A 15,556-nucleotide genomic window follows, 5' to 3' on the forward strand; every position below is an offset into this window, starting at 1 on the left:
CCCTTGCCAGTGGGCCTGCTGCTGGAAATGCTGGGGAGGTTGAGGGGCTGTCAGGCGGAAATTCTTCGGGCTACCACCGCAAATAGCGGGTCGGAGCGGCCGGGTGGCTGCGGGCTGCGGTCGAGCAGTTCGATGGCGTGCCAGCCGCCGGCCGCGGTGAGGTATTGGCGCACCAGCGCGAGGTGGCCGTGGTCGTCGAGGGCGTGCCACGCAGCAATGGCCTTGCTGGGAAAGCAGCGGTTGGAGAAGGTGATGACCAGCGGCGCGTCGGGCCGCAGCACGCGGGCCAGCTCGCGCAGCACCGCCACGGGTTGGGTGAGGTAATCGACGGACACGCAGATGGCCGCCCCGTCGAATTCGGCAGCGGAAAAAGGTAGGATGGACTGCTGGTTAAGGTCTTGCACCACGAAGCTGGCCAGGCGCGGGTTGGCTTTTAGCTCGGCCACGTTCATGCCCAGGCCCACCACCCGGCGGTAGGGCACCTCGGGCGGCAGGTGGCTCACCCAGCTGCTCATCAGGTCGAGCAGGGCGGTATCGGGCAGAAAGTATTCGCGGTAGAGCTGCGTAACGGCTGCAACGGCGGGCGCGTCGATATGCGTCACGAAGCGCGGGTGGTGATAAAATTCCGCGTCGGGCGTTTCATCCTGGCGGCGGAAGAGGTTGGCGGGAAGGTCGTCGTTGGGGTCCATGTGGGAAGTAGAGGGAATAAGAGAACGGTCATGTCGAACTGGTCGAGACATCTCGCTCGGGGCAGTAATCAAAGGATTAGTGGTGGCACGCGAGATGTCTCGACCAGCTCGACATGACGGCTAGCTTTATTTCGACCCTTTACCGAGCCGATTTCAAAAACTGCCGCAGGTAGGGCGCCGTGCGGCTCTCGCGCACCTTCGCTACCTCGGCTGGCGGGCCGGCGGCCACCACGCGCCCGCCTTCCTCGCCCGCGCCGGGGCCAATGTCCAGCACCCAGTCGGAGCCGGCCACCACGCGCATGTCGTGCTCCACCACAATGACGGTGTTGCCGGCGGCCACCAGGCCTTCGAGCTGCATCATCAGCTTTTCCACGTCGGAGGGGTGCAGGCCGGTGGTGGGCTCGTCGAGCACGTAGAGCGTATTGCCGCGCCCGATGCGCTGCAGCTCGGTGGCGAGCTTGATGCGCTGGGCCTCGCCGCCGCTGAGCTCGGTGGCGGGCTGGCCGAGGCGCAGGTAGCCCAGGCCCACTTCGCGCAGCACCGTGAGGGCGCGGAAGATGGCCGGCTCGTCGGCGAAGAACTCCCAGGCATCGTCCACGGTCAGGCCCAGCACTTCGGCGATGTTGCGGCCGCGGTACTGGATTTCGAGGGTTTTGGCATTGTAGCGGGCGCCGTGACACACCGGGCAGGGCGCGTACACGCTGGGCAGAAACAGCAATTCCACCATCACGAAGCCTTCGCCGGAACAGTTTTCGCAGCGCCCCTTGGCCACGTTGAAGGAGAAGCGGCCGGCGTCGTAGCGGCGCTTTTTGGCATCGGGCGTGGCGGCGAACAGCTTGCGCACGTGGTCGAACAAACCCGTGTAAGTGGCCATGTTGGAGCGCGGCGTGCGGCCAATGGGCTTCTGGTCGACGCGCACCAGCCGCTTGATGCCTTCCAAACCGGCCGTAATCTGGCCGCCGAGCGTAGCTGGCGCGGGCGGGGCCAGCGGGTCGGTTTCCTCTTCTTCGGGGCTGATTTCCTGGCCCAGGCTTTCGGCCACCAACTCCACCAGCACCTGGCTCACGAGGCTGGACTTGCCCGAGCCCGACACGCCCGTGACGGTCGTGAACACGCCCAGCGGAAACTGCACGTCGAGCCGGGCGAGGTTGTTGCGCGTCACGCCGGCCAGCTTCAGCCAGCCCGTGGGCGTGCGCGGCGGCTGGTCGGGCAGCGCGGGCGCATCGAACAGAAACTGCCGCGTCTGGGAAGCGGCTACCTTATTTAGGCCCTCCGGCGGGCCGCTGTAGAGGATTTCGCCGCCCTTCTCGCCAGCGGCCGGGCCCACGTCCACCAGCCAGTCGGCCTGGCGGATGACGTCCAAATCGTGCTCCACCACAAACAACGAATTGCCCGCGCTTTTCAAGCCGGCCAGCGCCTTCAGCAGCGCCTCGGTATCGGCCGGGTGCAGGCCGGCGGAGGGCTCATCGAGCACGTACACCACGCCGAACAGGTTGGAATACAGCTGCGTGGCCAGCCGCAGGCGCTGCAGCTCGCCGGGCGAGAGCGTGGGCGTGCCGCGCTCCAGCGATAAATAGCCCAAACCCAAATCGAGCAGCACCGTGAGGCGCGCCGCCAGGTCCTCGGCAATGCGCCGGGCCACGATGGCCTGCTCCGGGTGCGCGAGGTGGCCGGCGGTTTTGCCCGCGGCGAAGGGCTGCAGCAGCGCCGCCAGCCGCTTGAGCGGCAGCCGCGACATCTCGGCAATGTCCAGCCCCGCAAACTTCACGCTCAGCGACTCCACCCGCAGGCGCTTGCCGTGGCAGGTGGGGCAGTCGGAGCCCAGCATGTACTGGGCCACGCGCTTCTTCATCAGCGCGCTTTGGGTGGTGGCGAAGGTGTGCAGCACGTACTTTTTCACGCCTGTGAAGGTGCCCATGTAGTTCGGCGGCTCGCGGCGCTTGATGGCTCTTTGCGTCTGCTCGGGTGAGTAACCGGGGTACACGGGCAGCACCGGCTGCTCCTCGGTGAAGAGTATCCAGTCCCGGTCCTTTTGGGGCAGGTCCTGCCAGGGCGTGTCCACGTCGTAGCCCATGCTCACCAATATGTCGCGCTGGTTCTGGCCGCCCCAGGCCTGGGGCCAGGCCGCAATGGCCCGCTCCCGGATGGTGAGCGTGGGGTCGGGCACCATGCTTTGCTCGGTCACCTCGTACACGCGGCCCAGGCCGTGGCAGGTGGGGCAGGCGCCCTCGGCGGTGTTGGGCGAAAAGGCTTCGGCGTAGATGATGCCCTGGCCGGTCGGGTAGTCGCCGGCCCGCGAATACAGCATCCGCAGCAAATTCGAGAGCGTGGTGACCGAGCCCACCGACGAGCGGGTGCTGGGCGCGCCGCGCTGCTGCTGCAAGGCCACGGCCGGCGGCAGCCCGTCGATGGCCGTCACCTCGGGCACCGCCATCTGGTGGAACAGCCGCCGCGCGTAGGGCGACACCGACTCCAGGTAACGCCGCTGGGCTTCGGCGTAAAGCGTGCCAAACGCTAGGCTCGACTTGCCCGAGCCCGACACGCCGGTGAACACCACCAAGGCATCGCGCGGAATGTCGACGTCGACATTCTTGAGGTTGTGCTCGCGGGCACCACGCACGCGCACGAAGCCGGTGAAACCGCCTTCATTGGCCGCAGAAAGCTTGTTTTTCATTTGCTGAATGTCACAAGGAGAAGTTTCGCCAGCCGTTGCTGGCGAGCGGTGGCATCTGGCCGGGCCGCCTGGGAAGCGGGCCCGGACAGATGCCGAACTGTGGGGCTAACGGCCGGCATTTGCAAACGGTTATTGCGGCGCGGCCGGAGTTCCGCATGGGGTACTATCGGCTTACCAGCCGTTCCCACCCATGCCCGGCCATCGGGGCCAGCAGCTCAATTCAGCTAAGCGCGAGAACGGGAAAGAAAAATATTTTCATTTTTTTCTGCGATTCCCAAAAAAGGAAGCTAATGCGGTTCTTCATCAGAACTACACTTTGGTTTTTTAGCGAATCATTAATTGAGCCCAAAAATTATGATTATTCCGTTTTTTGGAAATCATTCCTTTTTTTGGAACAGGCTTAAATAAATTATAAATTATTGATTTTAAACAAAAATTATGAAATTGTAGCTTAATATAGTAAAAATCCGATAAAATACGAAAAATAGTACTATGAAAACTGAGTGGCAGTAATTTTATAGCTGGTTTTACAGCTAATTAATACTGCTAATGCAGAGTGCACCTCTTTTTTTATTTTTACTATGAGAGAAAATGTACAATCTTTTTCGGCGCCATTTTTCCTTGGGAAAGATGAGAGGAGTGCAAAAAAATTGCCAACGGCCCGGCTGGTACGGCCGCGGCGCTCGGTGATGGAAGCCCCGTTTTTTGCCCGGCTGCTGGTGTTGCTGGGAGCGGGGCTGTGGGGCGGTCTGGCACCGGCCGCCGCCCAAACCTGCGCCACGGCCACGGTCGCGCTGAGCTACAACGCCCGGGCCGCTGGTGAGAACTGGAAAAACCGGGCCACGGCCCCGGTGCCCGGCCCGAACTCCTACACGCAGGTGGGCACTGCCTACACGTCGACTTCGGCCGCGGGCAACACGACCCTGCAAACGGCTACCCTAAACGGGGTGCAAACGCTGAGCTGGTCGGCCGACTACACCTCCAGCGCGGCCAACTCTTCGTCGGTAACCTACACTTTCAGCCGGGCGGTATCGAACCTGGTGGTGCGGGTGCAGGACGTGGACGCGGTGTTTAACAACGGAATACTCGGGGCGCTGTCCAATGGCTTCCGGGACGAGGTAACGTTCACGGGCGCGAACGGCGGCTCCGGCGTGACGCCGACCCTGACGAAGCAGAATGCCAGCTCGGCATTCTTCACCATTGCCGGCAACGTGGCCACGGCCAACGACGCGGCTGGCGACAACACCAGCGCCAACAATGCCACGGTGATTGCCACCTACGGCAGCGCCGTGACGTCCATTACCATTCAATACCGCAACATCACCTCCGCCGGCACGCTCAATAACCAGTCGATTGGCATCGACCAGCTGAGCTGGTGCCGCGTGGCGCCAGTGGCCAATAGTTTGACAACCAGCACCGTGCCCAGCTCGGGGGGCACCACGGGCATCAGCAGCCTGAGCGGCTACGCCGACGGCACGCCGTCGTTTGTCGTGACCTCGCTGCCGGCCAACGGCACGCTGTCTTACAACTCCACGGGCACCACCTACGTGCCCGTGTCCCTGAACCAGGCCCTGACTGCGGCCCAGGCCGCCAGCCTGCGCTACACGCCCGACCCGGCCTATACCGGCCCCAACACCACTTTTACTTACCAAGTGAAGGACGACGCCAACCTGGTGTCGAACACGGCCACGTACACCATTCCGCTGCAGTACTTCGCGCCCTGCGCCACCACCACTAACACACTCAACTTTGCGGGGCGGCCCGCTAGCGAGGACTGGAAGGCGCACGCCGCATTGGCTGTGCCAACCACCAGCAACGTGACCACCATTACCTCCAGTGCCTACGCGGTGAGCACGGCCACGACGTCGACCCTGCAAATCGGGCAGTTGAACGCGGTGAACACCCTGAACTGGACCAACGACTACTCCAGCACGGGCCGCACCTCCACGGTGACGTTCACGTTTAATCGGCCGGTGACGAATTTCACCGTGCGGGTGCAGGACATCGATGCTTCGGGCAATTTCATTGACAATGTGGTCTTCAACGGCTTCAATGCCGGTGCCCCGGTGACGCCGGTGCTCACGGCCGTGAACCCCGGCGCGGGCGTGGTGAGCATCAGCGGCAACGCGGCCACCGGCCTGGCCAACACCGACAACAACCAGGACGGCACCGTAACGGCTTATTTCCCCAGCGCCATCACCAGCCTGCAGCTGACTTATAACAACAACACCAATGCGGCCGACCCGGCCCTCCAGTCCATCGGCATCGACCAGATGACGTGGTGCCGCCAAGCCCCGCTGGCCACCAACGTGACCTCGACGCCGGTGCTGACCACCAGCGTGCAGGCCAGCATCAGCGGCCTGGCCAGCGCCGTGGATGGGGCCGTGGCCTCGTACACCGTAACCTCGCTGCCCGCCAACGGCACCTTGTTCTACAACACCACGGGCACCACCTACGCCGCCGTGGCCCTGAACCAGAGCCTGACCGCGGCCCAGGCCGCCAGCCTGCGCTACACCGCCAACCCGGCTTTCGCCGGCGCCACCGCCACCTTCACCTTCAAGGTGACGGACGATGCGGGCCTGACCTCGGCCAACGCGGCCACCTACACCATTCCGCTGGTGTCAGTGACCCCCTGCGCCACGACCACGACGCTGAACTTCTCGGGCCGGCCGGCCGGCGAGGACTGGAAAAGCCACGCGGCGCTGGCCGTGCCCGCCACCAGCACGCTGACCACCATCAGCTCAGGCGGCTATTCAGCCAGCGCGGCCAACCCGCAGGTGCTGCAGGTTGGGACGGTGAACGGCGTGAACAGCCTGAACTGGAACAACGACTACACCGGTTCGGGCCGCACCTCCACGGTGACCTTCACCTTCAACCGGGCAGTGACAAACTTCGCGGTGCGGGTGCAGGATATTGATGCCGCGGGTGATTTTATTGATAACGTGGTATTTGTGGGCAGCAACGGCGGTACACCGGTCACGCCGGTGCTCACGGCCGTGAACCCCGGCGCGGGCGTGGTGAGCATCAGCGGCAACACCGCCACGGGCCTGGCCAATACCGACAACACCACCGACGGCACCGTGACGGCCTTCTTCCCGAGCGCCATCAACAGCCTGACCATTACCTACAGCAACAACACCGGCGCGGCCGACCCGGGCAACCAACTCATCGGCATCGACCAGATGACCTGGTGCCGCCAGGCGCCCGTGGCCAGCAACATCACCAGCCCGGCCCAGCCCAGCGGCCAGGGCGCTACCGGCACGGCCGCGTTGTCGGCCCTGGCCGATGGCACTATTACTTCCTATACCATCACGGCGCTGCCTTCGGCCAGCCAGGGCATTTATTACGTGAACGGCGTGCAGCTGACAGCCGCCAACTTCCCCGGCCTGGTGCTGACGCCAACGCAGGCCGCGCAGCTCAGCTTCGCCCCGGCCGCGGGCTTTAGCGGCAACGCGGGCTTCTCCTATACCGCCACCGACGACGTGGGCGTGGTGAGCAACACCGCTACCTACACCATTCCGGTGCTGGCCACGGGCGGCAGCGGCATCCCCGCCGCCTGCGCCACGCCCGGCAAGGACGGCGCCTTCACCATCAGCCTCAACCCCGATACTTACTACCCGGGCACGTTGTCGGCCGCGGCCGGCACCAGCACCCTCACGGTGGGCGCAGGCACGGCCGGCGGCGCGGCGGGCGTGCCCACTGGCATTCTGCCCGGCGACCTGCTGCTGGTGATGCAGATGCAGGGCGCGGACATCGACTACAGCAATTCCGACAGCTACGGCAACGGCGTGGCCGGCGGCGGGGCCAGCGGCATCCAGAGCACCAACTTCGCAGCGGGTACTTATGAGTATGTGAAGGTGGCCGCTCCCACGGCCATCGTGGCCACCGGCGGGGGCACCATCACGCTGAGCGCGCCGCTGCTGAATAGCTACGCCAGTGCCGCCGCTACAAGCTCGGCTGGCCCGCGCCGCTTTCAGGTTATTCGCATTCCGCAGTTCACCAACCTCACGCTGGGCGCCACCATTACGGCCCTGCCGTGGAATGGCAGCGTAGGCGGCGTGCTGGCCGTTGACGTATCGACGCAAACCAATTTTGCGGGCTTTAATATGACGGCTTCGGCCCGGGGCTTCCGGGGCGGCGGCGGCCGCACGCAGACCGTGGCCAACGGCAACTCGACGGACTACGTGAACGCCTTCATTTCGGCGGCTACCGACGTGAACGCCCAGAAGGGCGAAGGCCTGGCCGGCACGCCGCGCTTCGTGAACCAGCCCACCACGCCCACCAACTCCGCCACCAATACCACCGTGGACACCGGCGCGGACAACTACCCCGGCGGCAGCAGCGGCCGCGGTGCCCCCGGCAACGCTGGCGGCGGCGGTAACAACAACATTGACAACGCCGGCGGCGGCGGCGGCGCCAACGGCGGCAACGGCGGCCGGGGCGGCAACAACTTCGCTTCGAACCAGCCCATTGGTGGCGAGCCCGGCGCTTACGTGGCCCAGGCCAGCAGCCGGCGCTTATTGCTCGGCGGCGGCGGCGGCGCCGGCACCACCAACAACAACACCGGCACGCCCACCAACGGCCAGGCCAGCAGCGGGGCTCCCGGCGGCGGCATCGTGATGCTGCGCACCGGCAGCATCAGCGGCACGGGCGCCATCAACGCCAACGGCGGCAACGCCAACTCGACGGTGGCCGACGACGGCAGCGGCGGGGGCGGGGCCGGCGGCAGCATCCTGGTCACGGCCACCAACCCGGCCGGCCTGAGCAGCATCACCCTCTCGGCCAACGGCGGCACGGGCGGCACCAACACCGGCGGCAGCAGCGGCCCCCACGGCCCGGGCGGCGGCGGCGGCGGCGGCGTAGTGCTGGCCAATGCGGCAGTAGCCAGCGCCTCGGCCGCGGCCGGCGCCAGCGGCACCACGCAGGGCACGCCGGCGGCTTTCGGCGCGGCGCCCGGCCTGGCCGGGGTGAGCAACCTGCAAATCAGCACGAGCATCGCGGGCAGCGCCTCGGGTAGCGAGTGCTTGCTGGTGGGAGCTGATGTGACGACGGTCCTGACGGGCCCGTCCACGCTCACGCCGGGTCAGCCTTCGGGCACCTACACCGCTACTTTCCTCAACGAAGGCCCGCAGGCCGCCCTGAGCGTGACCCGCCAGGTGACGCTGCCGGCCGGCGCCACCAACATTCTGGTGAATGGCGCGCCCTACACGCCCACCACGGCCAACACCATCGACTTCGGCACGGCTACTTCACTGGCCAGCGGCGAGGTGAGCAGCTTCACGTTCAGCTTCACGCCGGCAGCGAATGCCACGGGCCCGCTGAACATCAGCAGCGCGGTAGGCACCAGCAGCAACCAAGGCCCGGCCCTGGCCCCCGACAACTCGACCATCACGGCCGCGGTGCCGGCGGTGGCCAACGTCGCGGCCGCCATCACGGCGGGCCCCACGGCGGTGGCCGCTACGCCGGGCGCGGGCAGCTTCGTGGCTACTTTCAGCAACAGCGGCCCCACCGCGGCCCAGGGCGTGGTGGCCACCGTGCAGCTGCCGGCCGGACTCACCAACGTGGTGGCTTCCAACGGTGGCATCTACAACCAAGCCACCGGCGTGGTGAGCTATGCCAGCCTGACGACGCTGGCCAGCGGTGCTAGCTCGTCCTCGACCATCACCTACGACACGCCCGTGAACGGGCCGGTAGTGGGCACGGCCGGCATCACGACCACCAGCAGCCAGGCGGGCCAAATGGCCAACGACCGCGCCAGCGCCAGCCAGGCCCTCACGCCGGCTTTCGACCTGCGCACTACTCTGAGCGGCCCGCTCAATGCGGTGCCCGGCAACCTGATTACGCTGAGCATTACCACCACCAACGCTGGCCCCAGCGCCGCGCCCAACACGGTGCAAACCGCCCAGCTGCCCACCGGCCTCAGCGCCGTGTACGTGAGCAACGGCGGTACTTACAACAGCAGCACTTCGCCCATCAGCGTCACCTATGCTGGTATTACTTACACGGTGCCGGCCGGCGGCGTCATCTACCCGCCCGTGAGCACCTTGCCTGCCGGCCAGACCCTGGCCAACACCGTGAGCTTTGTGATGCCGGCCGCCGGCTTCGTGCCCACGGCCACCAGCGCCGCCGATGGCACCGAAACCAGCCCGGCCAACAACACCGCCTACCTCAACGGCGCCGCCAACAGCGCCGCCCCGGCGGCCACGCTCAGCCCCACGCCGGCCACCGGCAACCCTTCGGATGTGTTCACCCGCCTGACGGCTTCGGCGTCCACGGTAGCGGCCGGCAGCGGCGTGACCCTGACCGTGACCACGGGCAACAACGGCCCCGCCCTCACGGCGGCCAGCGTGGTACAGACGGTGCAAGTAGTGCCCGGCCTCACGGCGATGCAGATTGACGGCCAGGCCGGTACGGCGGTGGCCGGTGGGCTGAGCTTTGCCAGCGGCGCTACCTATAGCTCGACTACGGGCATGGTGACGTTCCCAGCCATTGTGCCGGCCAGCGGCAGTAGCGTGAGCCACAGCATTGCCTTCCTGGCTCCGGCCAGCGGCGGCAACCTGATGCTGTCGGCTGCCGTGACCGAAGGCAATGCCGACCCCGTGCCCTCCAACAACCTGGCGGCGACGGCGGTGGGCATCATCAAAACGGCGGACATTCAAACCACGCTGGTGGGCCCGACCTCGGCCCCGGCGGGCAGCCCCGTTACCTACACGGCCTCCTTCGTGCACAATGGCCCGCTGGAATCGGCCGGCGCCAACACGGGCGGCACCCTGGGCAGCGGCATCATCGAAACGGCCCAGCTGCCGGTGGGCCTGACGGGCGTCACCATCACCGACGCCAACGGAGCCGTGGTATCCGGGGCCAGCTACAACGCAGCTACCGGCCTCGTCAGCTTTCCTATCCTGCTCAGCAGCATGGCCGGCAACACGCAGGTGTACAACGTCAGCTTCCCAGCTCCGGCCCACAACTTTGCGGTGACAGCCAACGCCGCCACTGCCGCGCCCGACGGCACCGCCACCAACAACAGCGCCAGCGCGGCTACCACCGTCACGGGAGCCGCCGATTTGGTGACCACCGTATCGGGCCCGGCCACGGCGCCGCTCGGTGCGCCCGTAACGTACTCGCTGGCCACTACGAATAACGGCCCTTCGACTGCTACCACGGTGGTGCCCACCCTGGCACTGCCCATCGGCCTCACCGCTACTACGCTGCGCGTGAATGGCCTGACCGGCACCCTCACCGGCGGTAATGTGACCTACACCGACGGCTCCAGCTACAACCCGACTTCGGGCCTGCTTATTTTGGGCACCACCGCCAGCCTGCCTAACGGCATCAGCGTGTTGAACCAGGCCACATTCATCATGCCGAACACGGGGCAGGTGACGGGCGTAGCTTCGGCCACCTCGGCCGTGGCCGACTACACGCCCGGCAACAACGGCAGCAGCGTGGCCACCAGCCTCGCGCCCGCCACGACCACCACCGCCGACCTGCAGGCGACTGTGACGCCCTCGGCCGCTGCGGTGGCGGCCGGCGCGCCGGTGAGCTTCACGGCTACCTTCACCAACGCCGGCCCGGATGCGGCCACCTTCGTAGTGCCCACCCTGAGCCTGCCCACCGGCCTGGCCGGCGTGACCGTGAGCAACGGCGGCAGCTACAACCCCGCCACCGGCGTGGTGACCTGGCCCACACTGCCCAACCAGCCCAGCGGCAATGTGCAGACCTACACCGTGGACCTGCCCGCCGCCCCGGCCAGCGGCCCCCTCACGGCCGTCGCCGTGGCTAAGTCCAGCACGAAGGAGCCCGCCAACTCGTTCAACAACGTGGCCAGCGCCAGCGTGACCATCAACCCGGTATTCGACACGATGGTGAGCCTGGCCGGCCCGGCCACGACGCTGCCGGGCAGCGCTGCGACTTATACCATCAGCACGCTCAACAACGGTACCTCGGCTACGAACGCGGCCGCTACCCAGACGGTGACTTTGCCCGCCGGCCTCGCGCCGGTGGCGGGCAGCATCACGGGCGGTGGCTCGTACAACCCCGGCACCAACACCATCACCTGGACGGTGCCCGCCGGGCAGGTGCCCGGCCAGTCGGGCGCGGTATCGAACAGCTTCTCGGTGCTGCTGCCGGCGAGCGGCCTCAGCTTGAGCGCCACTTCGGTGGTAGCCGGCGAAGCCAATGCGGCCGACAACAGCACGACCTTCGCCACTGCGGCCACCAACCAGCCGCCCACGGCCGCCGCGGTTATCAACGCCCTGCAAACCCCCGTGGGTAGCACGGCCGGCAGCAGCCCCACCAACGTGTACGGCCTGCTCATCTCGTCGCTAGCGGCTTCCGACCCCGAAGGTGCCCTCAGTAGCACCGCGCCCTACACCGTCCTGACGGTGCCCATCACCAGCCAGGGCACGCTCTTCTACAACACAGGCTCGGGCTACGCCGCCGTGGCACCCGGCCAGCCGCTGACCACGGTACAGGCCACCACGCTGCGCTTCATGCCTGCCGCGGGCTACGTGGGCAATGCCACGTTCTCCTACCTGGCCACCGATGACGCGGGCAACCAGTCGACCCCGGCCAGCTACACGGTGCTCGTGGGCGTCGACCGCGACGCCATCTACATGGCCACGCCGGTGCGCGGCGGCGCCAGCCAGTACCAGAACGGCGACGTCATCACCTACATCATCGACCCCAACGGCGCGCGCTACAACTCGGCGGGCCTGGTGTACAACACCAGCGGCGTGCTGCAAAGCGGGGCAGCCAACGGCCTCGACCCGACCAGCAGCAGCAGCTCGATGCTGGCCGCCGGCACGCTGCCGCCCGGCGTGGCCCTGAACCCCAACACCGGCCAGCTCTACGTGTCCGACCGCACCCTGCTGCCCCTAGCAGGCATCACGACCACCGTGTCCATCATCACCACCGACCTGAACGGGGGCGTGACCACGGTGGTGGAAACCTTCTCCCTGGGCGCCTTCCCGCTGCCGGTGGAGCTGACGACCTTCACGGCCAAGGCCGTGCGCAACACCAGCAGCCAGCTCGATTGGGCCACGGCCAGCGAGAAAAACAACGACCATTTCGACGTGGAGCGCAGCCTCACTGGCACGGACTTCGTGAAGATTGGGGAGGTGAAGGGCCAGGGCAGCAAAACCAGCCTCACCGCCTACGCCTTCACCGACGCCAACGCGGCCAAGCTGGGCAGCATGCTCTACTACCGCCTCAAGCAGGTAGATGCCGACGGCAAGGCCACCTACTCGCCGGTGCGCACGGTGCGCTTCGATAACGCTCCCGCCGAGCCCGCCATCGCCCTGAGTGTGTACCCCAACCCCGCTCCGGCCCAAGCCAGCACCGTGACCCTCGACCTGAGCACCCTGCCCCAGGGCGCCTACCAGGCCACGGTGCTCGACGCCACCGGCCGGCTGGTGGCCACCTACTCCGTGGTGGGCGGCGTGAACAAGGAATTGCCCGTGCAGGCGCTATCCTCCGGGGTGTACCTCGTGCAGGTGCGCGGCAATGGCTTGAATCTGACCCAGCGCCTCATCAAGGAGTAAGCGCTGCCGGGTTTCGGCAAATGTCAAAAGGCCCTCTCCAGATTACTGGGGAGGGCCTTTTTGCTATTAAAAGCAGCACGGCGTAGCGTGCTATAAAGATGGCGCCAAGCCGTGCTGGCTATACGCCAACCTATAAAAACACGCCCTAAATGCCGGAGACAGGCGGCGCCAGCTGCACCAGGCTAGCCGAGTTGATGCAGTAGCGCAGGCCGCTGGGCTCGGGTCCGTCCGGGAAAACGTGGCCCAGGTGGCCGCCGCACACATTGCAGCGCGCCTCGATGCGTTGCATGTGGTGGCTCTCATCAAAGAAATACGCAATGGCGTTGCGAGCCGCCGGCTGCCGGAAGCTGGGCCAGCCCGAAATGGCATGGTACTTCTCTTGGGCCTCAAACAACAGGCTGCCGCAGCCGGCGCAGGCGTAGCAGCCGGGCTCGTAGGCGCGGCAGTAGGCGTTGCGGTAGGGCGGCTCGGTGGCGGCTTCGCGCAGCACCCGGAACCGCTCGGGCGGCAGCCGGGCGGCCCATTCGGCTTCGGAATGGTCCACGCGGCGGGGCGGCTCGGGGTTGCCGTATTTGGCGAAGGTGAGAACGTCTTTCCAACGTAACATGACCCGGCCTTCCGCTTTACTGCGCCAGCGCAGCAGAAGGCTCCCCTGCGTACGGCAGCGGCTGGCCAGCCGTTTGGGTCCGCATCAGCAGCAAGTATACGCCGCCCGATACCAGGAAGCCCACGAACCAGGCGTAATTGTACACCGCCACCAGCGCGGGCCACACCGTTCCTTTATCGAGCACGCCGATGGCGGTGAGGAAGCCCGGAATGTTGGGCAAAATGCCCACCACGAGGGCCAGCATAGCGGCCCGGTTCACGCCGTTGCGGTAGGCGTAGCGGCCGTGGTACTGGTACAGGTCGGGCAGGTCGAGCCGCTGCCGGCGCACGAGGTAGTAATCCACAATCATGATGCCGCCGATGGGGCCCAGCAGCCCCGAGTAGCCCACCAGCCAGGTAAAGATGAAGCCCGAAGGGTCGGCGATGAGCTTCCAGGGGAAGATGAGCAGGCCGATGACGCCGGTGATGTAGCCACCCGTTTTGAAGCTGATGCGCTCGGGCGAAAAGTTGGCGAAGTCGTTGGCCGGGCTCACGATGTTGGCCGCGATGTTGGTGGCCAGCGTGCTCAGGGCCACGGCCAGCATGGCGAAGCTCACCAGCAGCTTGCTGTCGAACTTGCCGGCCAGCACCACCGGGTCCCAGATGGTGTGGCCGTAGATGACGAAAGTGGCCGAGGTCACGACCACGCCCACGAACGAAAACAGCGTCATGGACGTGGGCAGGCCGATGGCCTGGCCCATCTGCTGGGCGCGCTGGCTGGTGGCGTAGCGCGTGAAGTCCGGAATGTTGAGCGAGAGCGTGGCCCAGAAGCCCACCATGCCCGTGAGCGAGGGGAAAAAGAAGGCCCAGAACTGCGCGCTGCTCGTAAACTTGCTCGGCTGCGCCAAAATGGGCCCCAGCCCGTTGCCGGCCGAAATGGCCCACCACAGCAGCGCCGCCGCCGCCACCGGCAGGAAAAACGCCTTGAACACCAGCAGCTTCCGAATGCTGTCGACGCCGAGGTACACCACGTACATGTTCAACAGCCAAAACAGGAAGAACAAGATGGCCGGCCCCGTGGCCAGCCCCCAACTGGCCGGAAACACGGCCGGCAGCGTGGCCAGCGAGGGCATCCACAGCACCGCCATCTGGTACAAGGCGTAGCCGCCAATCCACGTCTGAATGCCGAACCAGCCGCAAGCGATGATGGCCCGCAGCAGGGCCGGCACGTTGGCCCCGCGCACGCCGAAGCTGGCCCGCGCAAACACCGGAAACGGGATGCCGTACTGCGTGCCGGCCCGGCCGTTGAGCAGCATGGGCACCAGCACAATGGTGTTGCCCAGGAAGATGGTGAGCAGCGCCTGCCACCAGTTCATGCCGCCCTCGATGAGCGAGCTGGCCAGCATGTAGGTGGGGATGCACAAGCTCATGCTAATCCAGAGCGCGGCGTAGTTGCCGGTGCCCCAGGTGCGCTCGGCGGGCGCCACGGGCGCCAGGTCGGGGCTGGTGAGGCCGGGGGCGGCGGGTTCGGTAACGGTGGGGGTCATAGCGGTGATTGGACAAAAATCCTGCGGGATGGCTTCGGCGGCTAGGGGCGTGGTTTGGCCGCGAGGCGCTGCCGCCGGGCGGTTTCGCTGCGGTAGAAAGCGGCTTCGTCGGCGTAGGCGTCCGTGCTCCAGTCGGGGCGGTCACGGGCGATGAGGTCGAGCGAGCTTTGCAGCATGGCCCAGGTTTCGGCGGTGCCCAGGGCGCGGGTGGAATCGGCCAGCAGGGCCGCCTGGCACTGCTGCAGCACCGATTCCTGGTAGGCTATCTGGGAGTAGCTGGGACCCTTGAGCTTGCCCGCGGGCGTGCGTTTTTGGTAATAAGACTCGCCGCGGTAGGTGGCCGTGGTCACGTAGCGGCCGGAGTTGGCGTCTTGGCGTTTGCGGCCGCCCGCCACGGCGGCGTTCACGCCCAGCCGGGTGCCTAGCGAAAGCACGTGCACGAGGTTGGCCTGGGCTGCGGCCGAACCTGCCAGCCCCAAGAGGGCGAAGAGTAGTAGAAGTTGTTTCATCGTAATAATG

The 15,556-nt window shown here is 66.4% G+C and carries 6 protein-coding genes; 1 reads left to right on the forward strand and 5 read right to left on the reverse strand.

Features of this window, described 5'->3' with window-relative positions; genetic code table 11:
- Positions 1-50: 50 nt before the first annotated feature.
- Together I2H31_RS11425 and uvrA are read right to left on the reverse strand one after the other, a co-directional pair.
- Entirely contained in the window at positions 51-689 is a 639-nt protein-coding gene (locus tag I2H31_RS11425; RefSeq protein WP_196293159.1) for a class I SAM-dependent methyltransferase, read from the reverse strand.
- A 139-nt stretch (positions 690-828) separates the two neighbouring features.
- Entirely contained in the window at positions 829-3,363 is a 2,535-nt protein-coding gene (gene uvrA / locus I2H31_RS11430) for an excinuclease ABC subunit UvrA (RefSeq protein WP_196293160.1), read from the reverse strand.
- Between the two features lie 689 nt (positions 3,364-4,052).
- Between uvrA and I2H31_RS11435 the strand changes: the two genes are divergently transcribed.
- Complete coding sequence (locus I2H31_RS11435; protein WP_196293161.1) at positions 4,053-12,905, forward strand: T9SS type A sorting domain-containing protein; 8,853 nt, start codon at positions 4,053-4,055, stop codon at positions 12,903-12,905.
- A 145-nt stretch (positions 12,906-13,050) separates the two neighbouring features.
- Here the strand turns inward: I2H31_RS11435 and msrB are convergent, their stop codons facing one another.
- The 3 genes from msrB to I2H31_RS11450 are packed head-to-tail and all read right to left on the reverse strand — an operon-like array spanning position 13,051 to position 15,546.
- Positions 13,051-13,512: a peptide-methionine (R)-S-oxide reductase MsrB gene (gene msrB / locus I2H31_RS11440; protein ID WP_196293162.1), complete on the reverse strand. Its 462-nt coding sequence runs from the start codon at positions 13,510-13,512 to the stop codon at positions 13,051-13,053.
- A gap of 16 nt (positions 13,513-13,528) precedes the next feature.
- A complete protein-coding gene (locus I2H31_RS11445; protein WP_196293163.1) occupies positions 13,529-15,037 on the reverse strand; it encodes an NCS1 family nucleobase:cation symporter-1 in 1,509 nt (502 codons plus the stop codon).
- A gap of 41 nt (positions 15,038-15,078) precedes the next feature.
- Positions 15,079-15,546, reverse strand: coding sequence for a hypothetical protein (locus I2H31_RS11450; protein WP_196293164.1), 468 nt, complete (start codon positions 15,544-15,546; stop codon positions 15,079-15,081).
- Between the last annotated feature and the right edge of the window lie 10 nt (positions 15,547-15,556).

The organism is Hymenobacter ruricola (assembly GCF_015694525.1).
In the GTDB taxonomy this organism is placed as follows: domain Bacteria; phylum Bacteroidota; class Bacteroidia; order Cytophagales; family Hymenobacteraceae; genus Hymenobacter; species Hymenobacter ruricola.